The sequence below is a fragment of the Amycolatopsis sp. NPDC043885 genome (assembly GCF_056435685.1).
This window is the reverse complement of record NZ_JBWKEA010000006.1, coordinates 287,874-301,527: the sequence shown is the minus strand read 5'-3', so window position 1 is coordinate 301,527 and position 13,654 is coordinate 287,874. Positions and strand designations below refer to the sequence as shown.

The window sequence follows — 13,654 nt, the reverse complement described above, 5'->3', positions numbered from 1 at the left end:
GCGGGCTCGGGCGGCGACGTAGTGAAGGCCTCCTTGCCTACTTTCAAGGTAGGGAAGGAGGCCTTCACGGCCTTGGCGCCAAGTGGGCTCAGGCGTGCGCGGGATCGGCGACCCAGCTGGCGAGCAAGCGGAGCGCGCGTTCGCTGTCGGAGCCGGGCTCGGCGGTGTAGATCACCAGGGCCTGGCCCGGATCGTCGGGCAGCCGGAGCGTCTCGTAGCGCAGCCGGAGTTCACCCACGATCGGGTTGATCACGAGCTTCCACGCGTGCGCCTTCTCGCGCACGGTGTGCTTCGCCCACAGCTTCCGGAACGCCTCGCTGCCGAGGGAGAGCTCGCCGACCAGCTGGGCGAAGCGCGGATCGTCCGGATACTTCCCGCTTTCGGAGCGCAGGTTCGCCACGATCTCTTTCGCCACGGTTTCCCACTCCGGGTGCAGCTCGCGGGCGTGTTCGTCGAGGAAGAACATCTTCGGGATGTTGCGCTCGCCCGCCGGCCGCGTGGCGAAGTCGAAGGACAGCGCGGAGCCGAGCGAGTTCCAGGCCAGCACGTCTCCGTAGCGGTCGAAGATGAGCGCCGGGGTCTGGATCGCGTTCAGCATCGGCTGGAGTTCCGGCCGGATCCGCCGCGCCCGCGGCCGTGCGGCGCGTTCGCGTTTCGGGGCGGCCAGATTGCGCAGGTAGGCCTCCTCGTCACGATGCAGCCGCAACGCGCGGCTCAGCGATTCGAGGACGGAGTCGGACACGTTGCGAGCCCGGCCCTGCTCCAGGCGCGTGTAGTAGTCGACGCTGATCCCGGCCAGCTGCGCAAGCTCTTCGCGCCGCAGCCCGGCGACTCGCCGCTGGTTGAACCCCGTCGGCAGGCCGAGGTCCGCCGGGTCCAGCGCGGCCCTTCGTGCCTTGAGGAAGTCGCCCAGTTCGGCCGTCTCGGTCATGGAGTCGAGTATCCCGGAACGCGAGGGATGCGTGCCTGGTCCTGACAGACCCAGGCTGGTGAGGGCGTGCTGTGGCTTTCGCGACGTCGGCGGGGACCCGGCCTTCACGGACCCTTCGGCGCACTTATGGTCCGGTCGATCAAGCACGATTTGGCTCTTCGGTTCGGTCCAAAAAGCGGCCACCGTGAAGGTATGGACAACGAACGAAGAGGCGTGACGATCGGCGTACTGGGGGTGCTGATCGTCGGCGCGTCCGTGCCGGTGACGGGAATGCTCGACGGGTACCCGGTGATCACCGGGCAGGCGCTGCGGTACGCGCTGGCGGGCGTGCTCCTGCTGGCGTGGGCGCGGCTGAGCGGGCGCCCGCTGCCGTTGCCGGGAGCGCGCGACGTGCCGTCGCTGATCGCCCTCGCGGCGACCGGGATGATCGGGTTCCAGGCCTGCCTGCTGTTCGCGCAGCGCTACGCCGAACCCGGTCTGGTCGCCGCGTTCCTCGGCGGCACGCCGCTCGTGCTCGCGCTGGCGGGCCCGCTGGCCAAGGGGAAGCGGCCCTCGTGGGCGCCGGTGACCGGAGCGGTGCTCGCCGGCCTGGGGATCGCCGTGCTCTCCGGCGGCGGCGCGGCGCGCTGGCAAGGGCTGGTGCTCGCGGCGCTGGCCATGGTGTGCGAAGCGCTCTTCACGCTGCTCGCCGTCGGCGTGCTCGAAAGGCTCGGGCCGTTGGCGACCGCGACCTGGGGGTGTTTCGCCGCGGGGGCCGGCGGAGCGGTCGTCGGGACGATCGCCGACCCGTCCGGCGCCTGGGCGTGGCCGGACGGGCGTGAACTGATCGCGCTCGGCTACCTGACGGTCGTCGTCACCGCGATCGCGTTTCTTCTTTGGTACTCGGCGGTTTCGGCACTGGGCGCGGACCGGGCCGGGGTGCTGGTCGGGCTGATGCCGGTCTCCGGCCTCGCCGTCTCGCTCCTGCTGGGCATGCAGGATTTCCGCTTCTCCCAAGTGATCGGGGTCGCGCTGGTGTCCTCAGGCGTCGTGATCGGCCTGCGCCGCCGCGAGCTTCGCGAGCCTGGCGCACTTGACGTCGAAGTGCTTGACGACGTCGCCGCCGATGATCGCGACCATGACCGAGCGCAGCGGCCCGCCGAAGGTGACCTTCTGGACGAATTCGGTCCCGCCGTCGACCTCGGTCAGGTTCAGCACGAGCTCCATGGCACCCAAGGGAATCGGCTGGCGGAAGGCGATCTCGCGGTGCTCGGTCAGGGACGTGATCGTGAACGGCTCGGCGACCCGTGAGTGCACGCGGCCGCGGAATCCGTCCGGTACGAGGAAACCGGTCGAGCCCACCGCGGCGGGGCCGTGCAGTTCGACGCTGGCGAGGTCGGGATCCCAGTCGGGCCACCGGGTGAGGTCGGCCAGCGGCGCCCAGAGCGCGGACGGCGGGCAGGGGAGGATTTCGCGGGAGGTCCTGGTCCAGGTCATACCCGGACGATATACGGAACTGTCAGTCTCGTAAACTGGGGTCATGGCGAGAGGCAGGCCGAGGGAAGAAGGAATCGACGACGCGGTCCGCGCGGCCGTGCGGGCGTTGCTGACCGAGTCCGGTTACCAGCGCTGCACGATCGACGCGGTCGCGGCGCGCGCGGGCGTCGGCAAGGCCGCGGTGTACCGGCGGTGGCGGTCCAAGGCGGAGCTCGTGTTCGCGGCGGTGATCCATCCCGTCGAGCTCGAACCGCCGTCGGACACCGGCTCGCTGCGGGGTGACGTGTCCGCGGTCCTCGAAGTGATCCAGTCCTCTTTGGACGGTGTGGAACTCCGGCAGGCGCTGCCTTCGCTGCTCGCCGACGTCCGGGCGGATCCGGCGCTGGAAACGCGGTTCGGCGAGGTGTTCCTCGGCCGCGAACGCGGATATCTGGTCCAGATGCTCGATCGGGCCGTCACGAGAGGGGAACTCTCGCGACGGCCCGATCCGGCCCTCGTGCACGCGATCCTGCTCGGCCCGGTGCTGACCTGGCTGCACCTGTTCGCCGAGACACCGCCTTCGGGTGGGCTGGCGGCTTCGCTCGCCTCACCGCTCCACGCGGCCGTGGTCGCTCTCGGCGCTTAGCGGCCTCCGCGCGCCATGCGGAGTACGTCGAGGGCTTCGTCCAACTGGGCTTCGGTGAGCTTGCCGTTCGCGACGTGACCACGTTCGATCACGACCTCGCGGATCGTCTTCAGCTCCTTGAGCGCCTGCTTCGCGATGGCGGCGGCCTCTTCGTAGCCGATGTATTTGTTGAGCGGCGTCACGATCGACGGCGAGCCCTCGGCGTACTCGCGCGCGCGGCCGGCGTTCACCGTCACACCCGTGAACACCTTGTCCGCCAGCAGTCGCGAGACGGCCGCGAGCAGCCGCGCCGATTCGAGCACGTTGCGCGCGATCACCGGCAGGTTCACGTTGAGCTGGAAGTTGCCCGCCGCGCCCGCGAAGGCCACCGCCGCGTCGTTGCCGATCACCTGGGCGACCACCTGGAGCGTCGCCTCCGGGATCACCGGGTTCACCTTGCCCGGCATGATCGACGAACCCGGCTGGAGATCCGGCAGCGCGAGTTCGGCGAGCCCGGTGCGCGGGCCGGAACCCAGCCAGCGCAGGTCGTTCGCGATCTTGTTCAGCGACACCGCGACCGTGCGCAGATGCCCGGACGTCTCGACGACGCTGTCCTGCGTCGCCTGCGCCTCGAAGTGGTCGCGTGCCTCGGTCAGCGGGAGTCCGGTCACCGAAGCCAGTTCCTGCGAGACCGCCGCGCCGAAGCCCTCCGGCGCGTTCAGCCCGGAGCCGACCGCTGTCCCGCCGATCGGCAGTTCACCGAGCCGCGGCAGCCCCGACTTCAGCCGCTCGACCCCGAACCGGACCTGCGACGCCCACGCGCCCGCCTCCTGGCCGAAGGTGATCGGCACGGCGTCCATCAGGTGTGTGCGGCCGGACTTCACGATGTCCGCCCATTCGCCCGCGCGCGTCTCGATGGCGGCGGCCAGGTACTCCAGCGCCGGGATCACGTCGGACAGGACGGCCTCCGTCGCGGCGACGTGGATCGTCGTCGGGAAGGTGTCGTTGGAGGACTGCGAGGCGTTGACGTGGTCGTTCGGGTGCACGTCGCGGCCCAGCGCCTTCGACGCGAGCGTGGCGATGACCTCGTTGGCGTTCATGTTCGACGAGGTCCCGGAACCGGTCTGGAACACGTCGATCGGGAAATGCGCGTCGTGCTTGCCCTCGGCGACCTCGTCCGCGGCCTTCGCGATGGCCTCGGCGACCTCGGCGTCCAGCACGCCGAGCCGCGCGTTGACCCGCGCCGCGGCGGCCTTCAGCAGGCCGAGCGCGCGGATCTGGGCGCGCTCCAGGCCCCGGCCGGAGATCGGGAAGTTCTCGACGGCGCGCTGCGTCTGCGCGCGGTAGAGGGCGTCGACGGGGACGCGCACCTCGCCCATGGTGTCGTGTTCGATCCGGTATTCCTGTTCAGCCATACCTCAAGTCTCGCGCAGCGCCTCTCGGCGCGCTCCGTGTCTTTCGGCACGCGAGCGCTAGGATCGATTGTGTTCTCGATCACGCCGCCCACCACCGGCCGGGAGAGTGCCGAATGAGCGAGTCCGCTGGGGAAACGTCGTACGACCTCGTCATCATCGGGGCAGGTCCGACAGGGCTTTTCGCCGCCTACTACGCGGGATTCCGCGGCCTTTCGATGGCCGTCGTGGATTCACTGCCGGAAGCGGGCGGCCAGGTCACCGCGATGTACCCCGAAAAGATGATCTACGACGTCGGCGGGTTCGCCGAGGTCCGTGGCCGCGACCTGGTGCGGGGCCTGCTCGACCAGGCGGCGCCGTTCAAGCCCGCGTATCTGCTCGGACGCAAGGCCGAGAAACTCGAAAGCGTCGAAGGCGGCGTCACCATCACCCTCGACGGCGGGCAGGTCCTGCGCGCCGGCGCGGTGCTGATCACCGCCGGGATCGGCGAGTTCACTCCGCGGCCGCTGCCCGCGGGCGATGGCTGGCTCGGCCGCGGCATGGTCCATTTCGTGCCCTCGTTGAAGGCACACGAAGGGCAGCACGTGGTGGTCGTCGGCGGCGGGGACTCGGCGTTCGACTGGGTGCTCGCGCTGCACCCGGTCGCCGCGAGCGTCACCCTCGTGCACCGGCGCGCGAAGTTCCGTGCGGCCGAGTCGATCGTGCGGCAGGCGCGGGAACTCGGCGTGCGGATCGTCACCGACGCCGAGGTCACCCGGTTCCTCGACCGTGACGGCACGCTGGCCGAGGTCGAGATCCAGGTCAAGGGCGCCGAACCCGAGATCCTGCGCGCCGACACGGTCGTCGCCGCGCTCGGTTTCACCGCGGATCTCGGGCCGATCGAGAGCTGGGGGCTCCAGATCGACCATCGCGCGATCGCCGTCGACTCGACCATGGCGACCCCGCGGGAGCGGGTCTACGCGGCGGGCGACGTCGCGGCGTATCCGGGGAAGGTGAAGCTGATCGCGACCGGGTTCGGGGAAGCGGCGACGGCGGTGAACAACATCGCGGTCATGCTGGACCCGGACGCGCATCTGTTCCCGGGGCACTCGAGCAACGCGGAGTAGCGCGTGCGATGAAGGGGCCTTTCATCGCAAAATTTGCTATGAAAGGCCCCTTCATTGCACGTCAGGCGGGCGTAGGCGGCGTGATCTTCTCCGCGATCCACTGCGCGTACGCCACCACCGAAGTCGCGATCGACGGCGAGGTCGCGCACACCGGATCCGCGTTGCCCGGGCGGCTGATCGTGCCCAGCAGCACCCACTTCTCGTCGACCTTGGCGATCTCCGGCCCACCGGAATCGCCGTAGCACGAACCCGTGTTCCCACCGGGGTTGTCGGTGCACAACTCGACCGCGCCGTCGAACTTAGCGGTGCACCGTGTGCCTTCGACGATCTTCGTGTCCAGTTGCCGCAGCTTCGCCGGACCCTTGCCGCAGCCCGAAGTCGGGCACGTCTGGCCCCAGCCGAGCAGCCGCGTCGGCGTTCCGGGCGCCACGACGGCCCCGATCGTGATCGGCGCCGTCTTCACCGGCGCGGCCAGCCGCACCAGGGCGAGATCACCGCCCGCGTGCTCGGGTTCGGGGTTGTAGGACGGGTTCACGACGATCTCGGCGAGCTTCGCGATTTCGCCGCCCTGGGTGTTGTCGGTGCTGCCGATCCGCGCGCTCAGGTTCGCCGGGTTCTTGCCCTCGACACAGTGCCCTGCCGTCACCAGCCAGTCCACCGCGATCAGCGTCCCGGCGCAGAAAGCCTTGCCGGAGGCCGAATGCAGGGACGTGATGAACGGATACGGCTCGTCGGCCTCTCTGCCGCCGACGAGGTCGCCCGCGCCCCTGGCCTGCCCGGCAGGCGTGAGGAGCATCACCGCGAGCAGGACCACGAGCACGCGCTTCAGCACGGTTTCTCCTTAGGGGAGAGGGGGAACTACGTCGTCTTCCAGCGAATCGTCGAGGTGACCGTCGAAGTTGACGGACGAGTACGAGCGGAGCTTGGTCAGCCGGTGGTAGCCGTCGATCATCCGGACCGTGCCGGACTTCGAGCGCATCACGATCGACTGGGTCGTCGCGCCGCCCGCACGGTAGTGCACGCCGCGCAGCAGGTCGCCGTCGGTGACACCGGTGGCGCAGAAGAACACGTTGTCACCGCGGACGAGGTCGTCGTTGCCGAGCACGCGGTCGAGGTCGTGGCCCGCGGCCAACGCCTTCTCGCGCTCCGCGTCGTCCTTGGGCCACAGGCGGCCCTGCAGTTCGCCGCCGAGACACTTCATCGCGCAGGCCGCGATGATGCCTTCGGGGGTGCCGCCGATGCCGAGCAGCATGTCGACGCCGGTGCTCGGCCGGGCCGCGGCGATCGCGCCCGCGACGTCACCGTCGGAGATGAAGCGGATCCGGGCGCCCGCCTCGCGGACCTCCTTGATCAGCTTTTCGTGCCGCGGCCGGTCGAGGATGCACACGGTGACGTCGGAGACGCTGGAGTTCTTGGCCTTCGCGACCCGGCGGATGTTCTCCGCGATCGGGGCGGCCAGGTCGACCTTGCCGGCGGCGTCCGGGCCGACGGCGAGCTTCTCCATGTAGAACACCGCGGACGGGTCGAACATCGCGCCGCGTTCGGCGACCGCGAGCACGGCGAGCGCGTTCGGCATGCCCTTGGCCATCAGGGTCGTCCCGTCGACCGGGTCGACCGCGACGTCGCAGTCCGGCCCGTCACCGTTGCCGACCTCTTCCCCGTTGAACAGCATCGGGGCTTCGTCCTTTTCGCCCTCGCCGATGACGACGACACCGCGCATCGACACGGTCGAGACCAGCTGGCGCATCGCGTCCACCGCGGCACCGTCCCCGCCGATCTTGTCCCCGCGTCCGACCCAGCGGCCCGCGGCCATCGCGGCGGCTTCGGTCACGCGGACCAACTCCATCGCGAGGTTGCGATCAGGGGCTTCAGGGCGTCGAGAAGAGCTGGCGGACGAGGTGGGGGTGGGCATGCGGCCTCCCGGGTCAGGAACTCGGCGGGGTCCCAGTCTCTCAGATACCCACGGTGGTTCGGTGGCTCAGGAGCATGGTGAACGTCACTGACCGTCGCCGGTCTCGTCTTCCACGGAGGACAACGCTGCCTCGATCCGTTCCCGAGCGCCTTCGAGATGGTGCTCGCAGACCTTCGCCAGCTGCTCGCCCTTCTCCCACAGGGCGAGCGACTGTTCCAGGGACAGCCCGCCCGCTTCGAGCTCGCGGACGACCTCCACCAGCCTGTCGCGGGCCTGCTCGTAGCCGAGTTCGGCGGTCTCACCACCGGGTTTGCTCACGCTGTGCTTCCTTCTACCGGACGTCGGTGCTTGCCGATACCCGCGCACACTACCGCGCCGGCCATGGCGTTGTCGTAACCCACGAAGGCGAGGGCGAACTCCTGGCCGTCACTCTCCGCGATCGCCGCGACCAGGTTCTCCTGGGCCCGCGCCACCCGTTTGCGGTGCACGGTGCCGTCCGCGAACCACCATCGGGTGCCGACATGCTCGGCCGTCGCTTCGGAGAGTTTGCGCAGCTGGGCGTCGAGGCCGCGTTTGGTGGAGAACTCACAGCCCGCCAGGAGCACGGTCCAGCACTCGGCGGCCGCGTGGTCGGTCAGCAGCGCGTTGCGCAGGACCTCGGGGGCGTCGGCACGTCTCGCGGCGTCGATGGTCAAAGGCAGGAAACTCGCCGTCAACGCCCCTCCTCCGGCTCTCCTGAGACGACGGCGCCGAGCGCGCCGTCGACCACGCGGACGCGCAGTTTCGCGCCGTCCGCGACTTCGGAGACGGACCGGAGTACCTGGAGGTCGCCTTGCGCGTCGGTGTACTGCACCACGGCGTAACCGCGTTCGAGGGTCGCCGCCGGGCCGAGCGCGGTCAGCCGCGCGCGGGCGCTGGCGATCTCGGCCTGGTCCTTCGCGAGCAGGGTGAGCATCGCGCGGCGACCGCGTTCGCGGTGGATCTCGACGTCGTCCGAGCGCCGCTGGATCGGGCCGAGCGGGTCGGCGAGCACGGGACGGCTGCGGATCTGGTTCAGCAGCCTGACCTGCGTGTCCACCCACCCGTGCAGGGCGCGGCGGCCGCGGTCGCGCATCTGACGGACGCGCTGGGTCTCCTCGCGCACGTCGGGCACGATCCGCTTGCTGGCGTCGGTCGGCGTCGAACAGCGGAGATCGGCGACGTGGTCGAGCAGCGGGGTGTCCGGCTCGTGCCCGATGGCGCTGACCACCGGGGTCCCGGCCGCGGACACGGCGCGGCACAGCGCTTCGTCGGAGAACGGCAGCAGGTCTTCCACGCTGCCGCCGCCGCGCGCGATCACGATGACGTCGACGTCCGGATCACGGTCCAGTTTGGACAGTGCCTGGAGGATCTGCGGGACGGCGAGCGAACCCTGCACGGCGGTGTTGATCACCTTGAACGCGACATGCGGCCAGCGGGCCTGCGCGTTCACCAGCACGTCGCGTTCGGCGGCCGACGCGCGTCCGGTGATCAGCCCGATTCCCTTGGGCAGGAAAGGGATCTTGCGTTTGCGTTCCGGCGCGAACAGGCCCTCGGCGGCCAGCAGCCGCCGCAGCCGCTCGATCCGCGCGAGCAGTTCGCCGATGCCGACCGCGCGGATCTCGCTGGCGCGCAGGCTCAGCGAACCGCGGTTCATGAAGAACGTCGGCTTCGCGTGCACCACGACGCTCGCGCCCTCGCGCAGCGGAGGTTCGATCGTGCGCAGCAGGCCCATCGGGCAGGTCACCGACATCGAGACGTCGGCGGACGGGTCGCGCAGCGTCAGGAACGCGGTGTTGGTGCCTTGGCGGGCCGAGATCTGCGTGACCTGACCTTCGACCCAGACCGCGCCGAGCCGGTTGATCCACTCGCCGACCTTACGGGCGACCGTGCGGACCGGCCACGGGTTCTCGGCGGTCGTGGACGGGCCCGCCGTGGCGGAGGCGGGTTCGGCGCTCACTGGCCTTCCGCGCCGTCGCCGTCGGCCTTCTTCACGTTCCCGATGCGCCGCGCGAGCATGCCGACGAACGACGCCCTGTCGGCGTTCGCCCGTTCGTAGGTCAGCAGTTCCTCCAGCTGCGCGAGGTCGAACCGGCGCAGGCGGGCGCGCAGCTGCGGCAGGGTGAGCGTGTCGTAGTCGTCCAGCCCGGCGGGACCGGAGGTCACGGGCGCGCTCGCGCTGTCGAACTCGCCGTCGGCGTGGTCCTCGGCGAGCGCCCGCTCCTCCTCGGCCCACGGGTCCTCGGTGAGCGCTTCGAGGTCATGGAGGCGCCCGTTCCTCTCGGCGCGAGGTTCGGGGACTTCGGCGTCCTCACGCAGCGGGATCACGCACGAGTCGCGCTCGTACCGGCGTTCGCCGAGGTCCGGCGGGAGATCCTCGTCGAAGGTGGCCCAGCTGGGCGTGTCCTCGACCGGGCGAAGGCCCGACAGCGCGTCGTCGCCCTTGATCGCGAGTTCGGTGACGTGCTGCTGCACGCGCATGGAGAACTGGAGCACCTGGCTGACCACCGTGACGGGGAGCCCGGTGAGCTGCTTGGGAAGTTCGCGAACCCGCTCGGCGGTGGTGACGGCGAGGCCCGCGGCGACCCGGAGGGGGAGCGGGAGAGGCTTCATATGCCTAGCCTGCCGTATCTCGTCCATCCTGCCCAACCGAACGGGTGTGTCGGCTCACAGGACGTGACTCCACGCACATACTTCAGAGGGGTTCCCTGGTCACCTGAACGTGAGTGCGAGGAGCCCCCAGGGCAGCCCGTACCCTGGGGTCATGAGTTCTGCGAGTCCCGGAATCACGCCCGCCGGCAGTCCGACGATCACCGAGTCCGGTGTGCCGGCAGGTGGCAAACGTGTCCTGCTCGCCAAGCCACGCGGCTACTGCGCGGGTGTCGACCGCGCGGTCATCGCCGTCGAAAAGGCACTCGAGCTCTACGGCGCACCGGTCTACGTGCGCAAGGAGATCGTGCACAACCGGCACGTGGTGGAGACCCTGCGCGAACGCGGGGTGATCTTCGTCGACGAGACCTCCGAGGTGCCGGAAGGCGAACTGGTGGTGTTCTCCGCGCACGGCGTCTCCCCCGCGGTGCACGCCGAGGCGGCCGAGCGCAACCTGCGGACCATCGACGCGACCTGCCCGCTCGTGACGAAGGTGCACAAGGAAGTCAACCGGTTCGCGAAGGACGACTACGACATCCTGCTGATCGGTCACGAAGGCCACGAAGAGGTCGAAGGCACGGCCGGCGAGGCTCCCGACAAGGTGCAGCTCGTCGACACCGCCGAGGACGTCGACAAGGTCGAGATCCGCGACCCGTCGAAGGTCATCTGGCTGTCGCAGACCACCCTTTCGGTGGACGAGACCATGGAGCGCGTCGATCAGCTGCGGGACAAGTTCCCCGGCTTGGCCGACCCGCCCAGCGACGACATCTGCTACGCCACCACTAACCGCCAGGTCGCGGTCAAGGCCATGGCCGCCGAGTGCGACCTCGTCCTGGTGGTCGGCTCGACGAACTCGTCCAACTCGAAGCGGCTGGTCGAGGTCGCGCTGAAGGCGGGGGCGCGCGCGTCGCACCTGGTCGACTTCGCGCACGAGGTCGACGAAGCGTGGCTCGAAGGCGTCGAGACCGTCGGCGTCACCAGCGGCGCTTCGGTGCCGGAGGTGCTGGTGATGGACCTGCTGGCGTGGCTGGCCGAGCGTGGCTGGGACAACGTCGACGAGGTCACCACGGCCAACGAGAAGATCGCGTTCGCGCTGCCGCACGAGCTGCGCAAGGCCGCGAAGGCCTGACGCCCGCTACGTAAAAGGGCCGTCCGAGGAGTTGCCCGGGCGGCCCTTTCTGCTGGTCAGAGGCTCAAGCGAGAGCAAAGGTCCCTTGCTTCACCGCTCGTCGTCCCACGGACGGCGGCGGGGCGGCTGCCCTCCGCGGCGCGGATCGTCCGCGCGCGGCGGACGGCGGCGCGGGGCACCGGGGGCGCTTTCGCCGCGGGGATCGCGACGGCGCGGTTCGCCGCCTTCCGGCGGACGCGGCCGACGGGGCTGACGTCCCGGCGGCGGCGGTTTGCGGGCGCCGGGTTCGGCGTCGCGGCGGGGACGTCGCTCGTCGTCGACCGGGCGGCGGCGGGGCGGCGCACCGTCACGCGGAGCACCGCGGCGGGAAGGCGGGGGCGGCGTCTGGCCGGTCCGGGACGCGGGGCGGCCACGGCCCGGCGCGGCGGCCGCGGCGGGACGGGCGGCGGGCTTGCCCTCGTCGCGACGCTCGGGTTTGGTACCCGGCTTCACCTTCACCGGAGCGTTGGGATCGCGCTCGCGGTAGATCCGGAAGATGCCGATCGCCAAGGTGACGCCGGTGGTGATGGCCATCGTCGGGAAGCCGTTGATCAGCGGCGTGCCGACGTCGAAGGCTCTCGATAGCAGGTCAGTGCCCTTGCCGCCGTCCGAGGTCAGGAGGATGACCCCCGGGACGGTCACGGCGAGGACCAGGGGCGGCTGCACCATCGGGCCGAACAGCCCGCGGCGCTGGACGGCCACCACGGCGGCCACCGCGCCGAGCGCGTAGCACGCCTTGAACAGCAGGCCCAGGTCCTTCTGCATCATCATGTCGACGAAGGCGCCAAGGATGGCGAGCCCGAAGCCCACCAGGACGGCCGCCCACCAGGGCAGCCCCCGCCTGGCGCCGACGAGCGGACGCTCGTCCCAGGCAACGGGGACGTCGTCGGCATCAGGATCGCTCTGGCGATCGCGAATCGCGGTCACAGGCCCCACCGTATATCCAAGCTACGGGCATACCGCCAACAGGCGGTGTGTCTATCGCCTGGTAGTGGTCATTCCGGACCACCCGGACGGACTGTCCGGGTGCTTACCGGAAGTACTACGAGTGAAGGACCCACAAGGTTGCCGGGCGGGCCGGAACGGAGCTCGCGATTCCGGAAGTCGCAGGTCAGGCGGTGCGGTCCGCATCCGGCCCGTGAGTGGTCAGGACGAGTGTCGAGGGTCCGGACAAGGTGGCGTGGTACTCAGGCTCGGCCGGTGAGGGACAAACGTCTTCGCCCCTCGCGTCACGCGGGATTTCGTGAAGGGCCCCTTCACTACCTTCAGGGTAGGCAAGGAGGCCTTCACGACCGAACGAGCCCGCCGCTCCCGCCGGCTCGGACACGCCACCTTTGCCCCTGGTGAGAACCGTCCCGAGCATCACGAGGCCGGGAGTTCGTCCGTCTTCCTGATCAGCGGGACCGGCGCCGGGCTGCCCGCGGCGTCGGTCAGCGGCGAGACCGTGCTCCGGAAGCTCTCGAGCGCCTCCAGCTCCCGCCGCCGGGCCGAGATGAAGCGCTGCAGGTGGGTGCTCGACAGGTTCAGCGCGTCGACCGCGTTGCCCGCGGCCCGGTGCGCGGCCGCGGCGCCCGCCCGGACCTGCTCGACGTCCTCGACCAGCGCCCGTTCGGTCGCGGCGAACAGCGCGGCGGACGCCAGTACGGCGAACCCCGTCGGCCCGCAGAGAAAGACCCGCCGGTCCAGCATCCAACGCAGCAGTTCCGGGTCGGTGTCCAGCGCGGCGACCACGGCCGCGTCGGACGGGACGAACATGATCGTCCCGTAGATCGCGTCGGCCCAGCGCTGGTAGCCCTTGCCAGCCAGCTCGGCCGCCCGCGACCGGAGCTGCCGGACGTGGACGCGCAGCGCGTCCAGCCGTTCTTCGGGGTCGTCGGTCTCGACGGCCTCGGCCCAGCAGGCCATGCTCGCCTTCGCGTCCACCGGCACGGTCCGGCCGCCGCCGACCCGCAGAACCATGTCCGGTTTCGCGGCGCCGCCGCCCGCCAGGTCCGTTTGCAGCGTGAAGTGCAGCTCCTCGCGGAGCCCGAGCGCTCGTGCGGTCTCCAGCAGGACCTGCTCGCCCAGCTCGCCCCGGCCGCTGATCGAGGCGAACGCGACCTCGTACCGGCGCAGCGCGAGCTGCTGCTGATCGGCCTTCGCCCGCTCGGCGGCGACCTGTTTCGCCGCCGCGTCCGCCCTCCGCATGCCGTCGTTGTACAGCCGCCACAACAGCGCGACGGCCGCGAGCAGCAGCAACGCGAGCACGACGGCCGCGGTGGTGATCACCGTCGCCACCGGTACCTCCCCTCCGGATCCGAGTCGGGGACATCATGGCGGAACCCACCGACAAGAACGGAACGGCGCGGTCGCGCTCCGTATCTGACCTGCGCCGTCCC

14 protein-coding genes and 1 pseudogene are annotated in these 13,654 nt (G+C 70.4%); 4 read left to right on the top strand and 11 right to left on the bottom strand.

The window, feature by feature from the left end:
* Window positions 1-88 precede the first annotated feature (88 nt).
* Window positions 89-931 (bottom strand): helix-turn-helix transcriptional regulator, encoded by an 843-nt coding sequence (locus tag AC069I_RS20845; protein WP_478226248.1) that lies wholly within the window; start codon window positions 929-931, stop codon window positions 89-91.
* A 126-nt stretch (window positions 932-1,057) separates the two neighbouring features.
* Between AC069I_RS20845 and AC069I_RS20840 the strand changes: the two are divergent.
* A pseudogene (locus tag AC069I_RS20840) lies at window positions 1,058-1,954 on the top strand (DMT family transporter); the annotation flags it as partial.
* On the opposite strand, the gene AC069I_RS20835 reads toward AC069I_RS20840, so the two are convergent.
* Window positions 1,952-2,407, bottom strand: coding sequence for an SRPBCC family protein (locus AC069I_RS20835; RefSeq protein ID WP_478266208.1), 456 nt, complete (start codon window positions 2,405-2,407; stop codon window positions 1,952-1,954). The pseudogene AC069I_RS20840 and the gene AC069I_RS20835 sit on opposite strands and share 3 nt — an antisense overlap.
* Before the next feature lie 43 nt (window positions 2,408-2,450).
* Between AC069I_RS20835 and AC069I_RS20830 the strand changes: the two genes are divergently transcribed.
* Window positions 2,451-3,032: a TetR/AcrR family transcriptional regulator gene (locus tag AC069I_RS20830; protein ID WP_478266207.1), complete on the top strand. Its 582-nt coding sequence runs from the start codon at window positions 2,451-2,453 to the stop codon at window positions 3,030-3,032.
* On the opposite strand, the gene AC069I_RS20825 is transcribed toward AC069I_RS20830, so the two are convergent.
* Window positions 3,029-4,426 carry a class II fumarate hydratase gene (locus tag AC069I_RS20825; RefSeq protein ID WP_478226251.1) on the bottom strand — a complete coding sequence of 466 codons (1,398 nt, stop codon included), beginning with the start codon at window positions 4,424-4,426 and terminating at the stop codon, window positions 3,029-3,031. The genes AC069I_RS20830 and AC069I_RS20825 overlap by 4 nt on opposite strands.
* 113 nt (window positions 4,427-4,539) lie before the next feature.
* Here AC069I_RS20825 and AC069I_RS20820 point away from each other — a divergent pair, with 113 nt between their 5' ends.
* Window positions 4,540-5,529: an NAD(P)/FAD-dependent oxidoreductase gene (locus tag AC069I_RS20820; RefSeq protein WP_478226252.1), complete on the top strand. Its 990-nt coding sequence runs from the start codon at window positions 4,540-4,542 to the stop codon at window positions 5,527-5,529.
* Window positions 5,530-5,590: 61 nt separating this feature from the next.
* Here the strand turns inward: AC069I_RS20820 and AC069I_RS20815 are convergent, their stop codons facing one another.
* From AC069I_RS20815 to AC069I_RS20790, 6 genes are all read right to left on the bottom strand, one after another.
* Window positions 5,591-6,361 carry a S1 family peptidase gene (locus tag AC069I_RS20815; RefSeq protein ID WP_478266206.1) on the bottom strand — a complete coding sequence of 257 codons (771 nt, stop codon included), beginning with the start codon at window positions 6,359-6,361 and terminating at the stop codon, window positions 5,591-5,593.
* A gap of 9 nt (window positions 6,362-6,370) precedes the next feature.
* Complete coding sequence (gene glpX / locus AC069I_RS20810; protein ID WP_034305363.1) at window positions 6,371-7,441, bottom strand: class II fructose-bisphosphatase; 1,071 nt, start codon at window positions 7,439-7,441, stop codon at window positions 6,371-6,373.
* A gap of 84 nt (window positions 7,442-7,525) precedes the next feature.
* Window positions 7,526-7,759, bottom strand: coding sequence for an exodeoxyribonuclease VII small subunit (locus AC069I_RS20805; RefSeq protein ID WP_192743439.1), 234 nt, complete (start codon window positions 7,757-7,759; stop codon window positions 7,526-7,528).
* Window positions 7,756-8,157, bottom strand: a complete 402-nt coding sequence (locus tag AC069I_RS20800) for a hypothetical protein (RefSeq protein ID WP_478226254.1) — start codon at window positions 8,155-8,157, stop codon at window positions 7,756-7,758. Before AC069I_RS20800 ends, AC069I_RS20805 begins: the two co-directional genes overlap by 4 nt.
* Complete coding sequence (gene xseA, locus AC069I_RS20795; protein WP_478226255.1) at window positions 8,154-9,419, bottom strand: exodeoxyribonuclease VII large subunit; 1,266 nt, start codon at window positions 9,417-9,419, stop codon at window positions 8,154-8,156. Before xseA ends, AC069I_RS20800 begins: the two co-directional genes overlap by 4 nt.
* Entirely contained in the window at window positions 9,416-10,072 is a 657-nt protein-coding gene (locus AC069I_RS20790) for a lipid droplet-associated protein (RefSeq protein ID WP_478226256.1), read from the bottom strand. The genes xseA and AC069I_RS20790 overlap by 4 nt, the downstream gene beginning before the upstream one ends.
* A 151-nt stretch (window positions 10,073-10,223) precedes the next feature.
* Between AC069I_RS20790 and AC069I_RS20785 the strand changes: the two genes are divergently transcribed.
* Complete coding sequence (locus tag AC069I_RS20785) at window positions 10,224-11,237, top strand: 4-hydroxy-3-methylbut-2-enyl diphosphate reductase (RefSeq protein ID WP_478266205.1); 1,014 nt, start codon at window positions 10,224-10,226, stop codon at window positions 11,235-11,237.
* Between the two features lie 90 nt (window positions 11,238-11,327).
* Here the strand turns inward: AC069I_RS20785 and AC069I_RS20780 are convergent, their stop codons facing one another.
* Together AC069I_RS20780 and rmuC are read right to left on the bottom strand one after the other, a co-directional pair.
* Complete coding sequence (locus AC069I_RS20780; protein WP_478266204.1) at window positions 11,328-12,203, bottom strand: DUF6542 domain-containing protein; 876 nt, start codon at window positions 12,201-12,203, stop codon at window positions 11,328-11,330.
* Window positions 12,204-12,638: 435 nt separating this feature from the next.
* Window positions 12,639-13,553 (bottom strand): DNA recombination protein RmuC, encoded by a 915-nt coding sequence (gene rmuC / locus AC069I_RS20775; protein ID WP_478226258.1) that lies wholly within the window; start codon window positions 13,551-13,553, stop codon window positions 12,639-12,641.
* Window positions 13,554-13,654 lie beyond the last annotated feature (101 nt).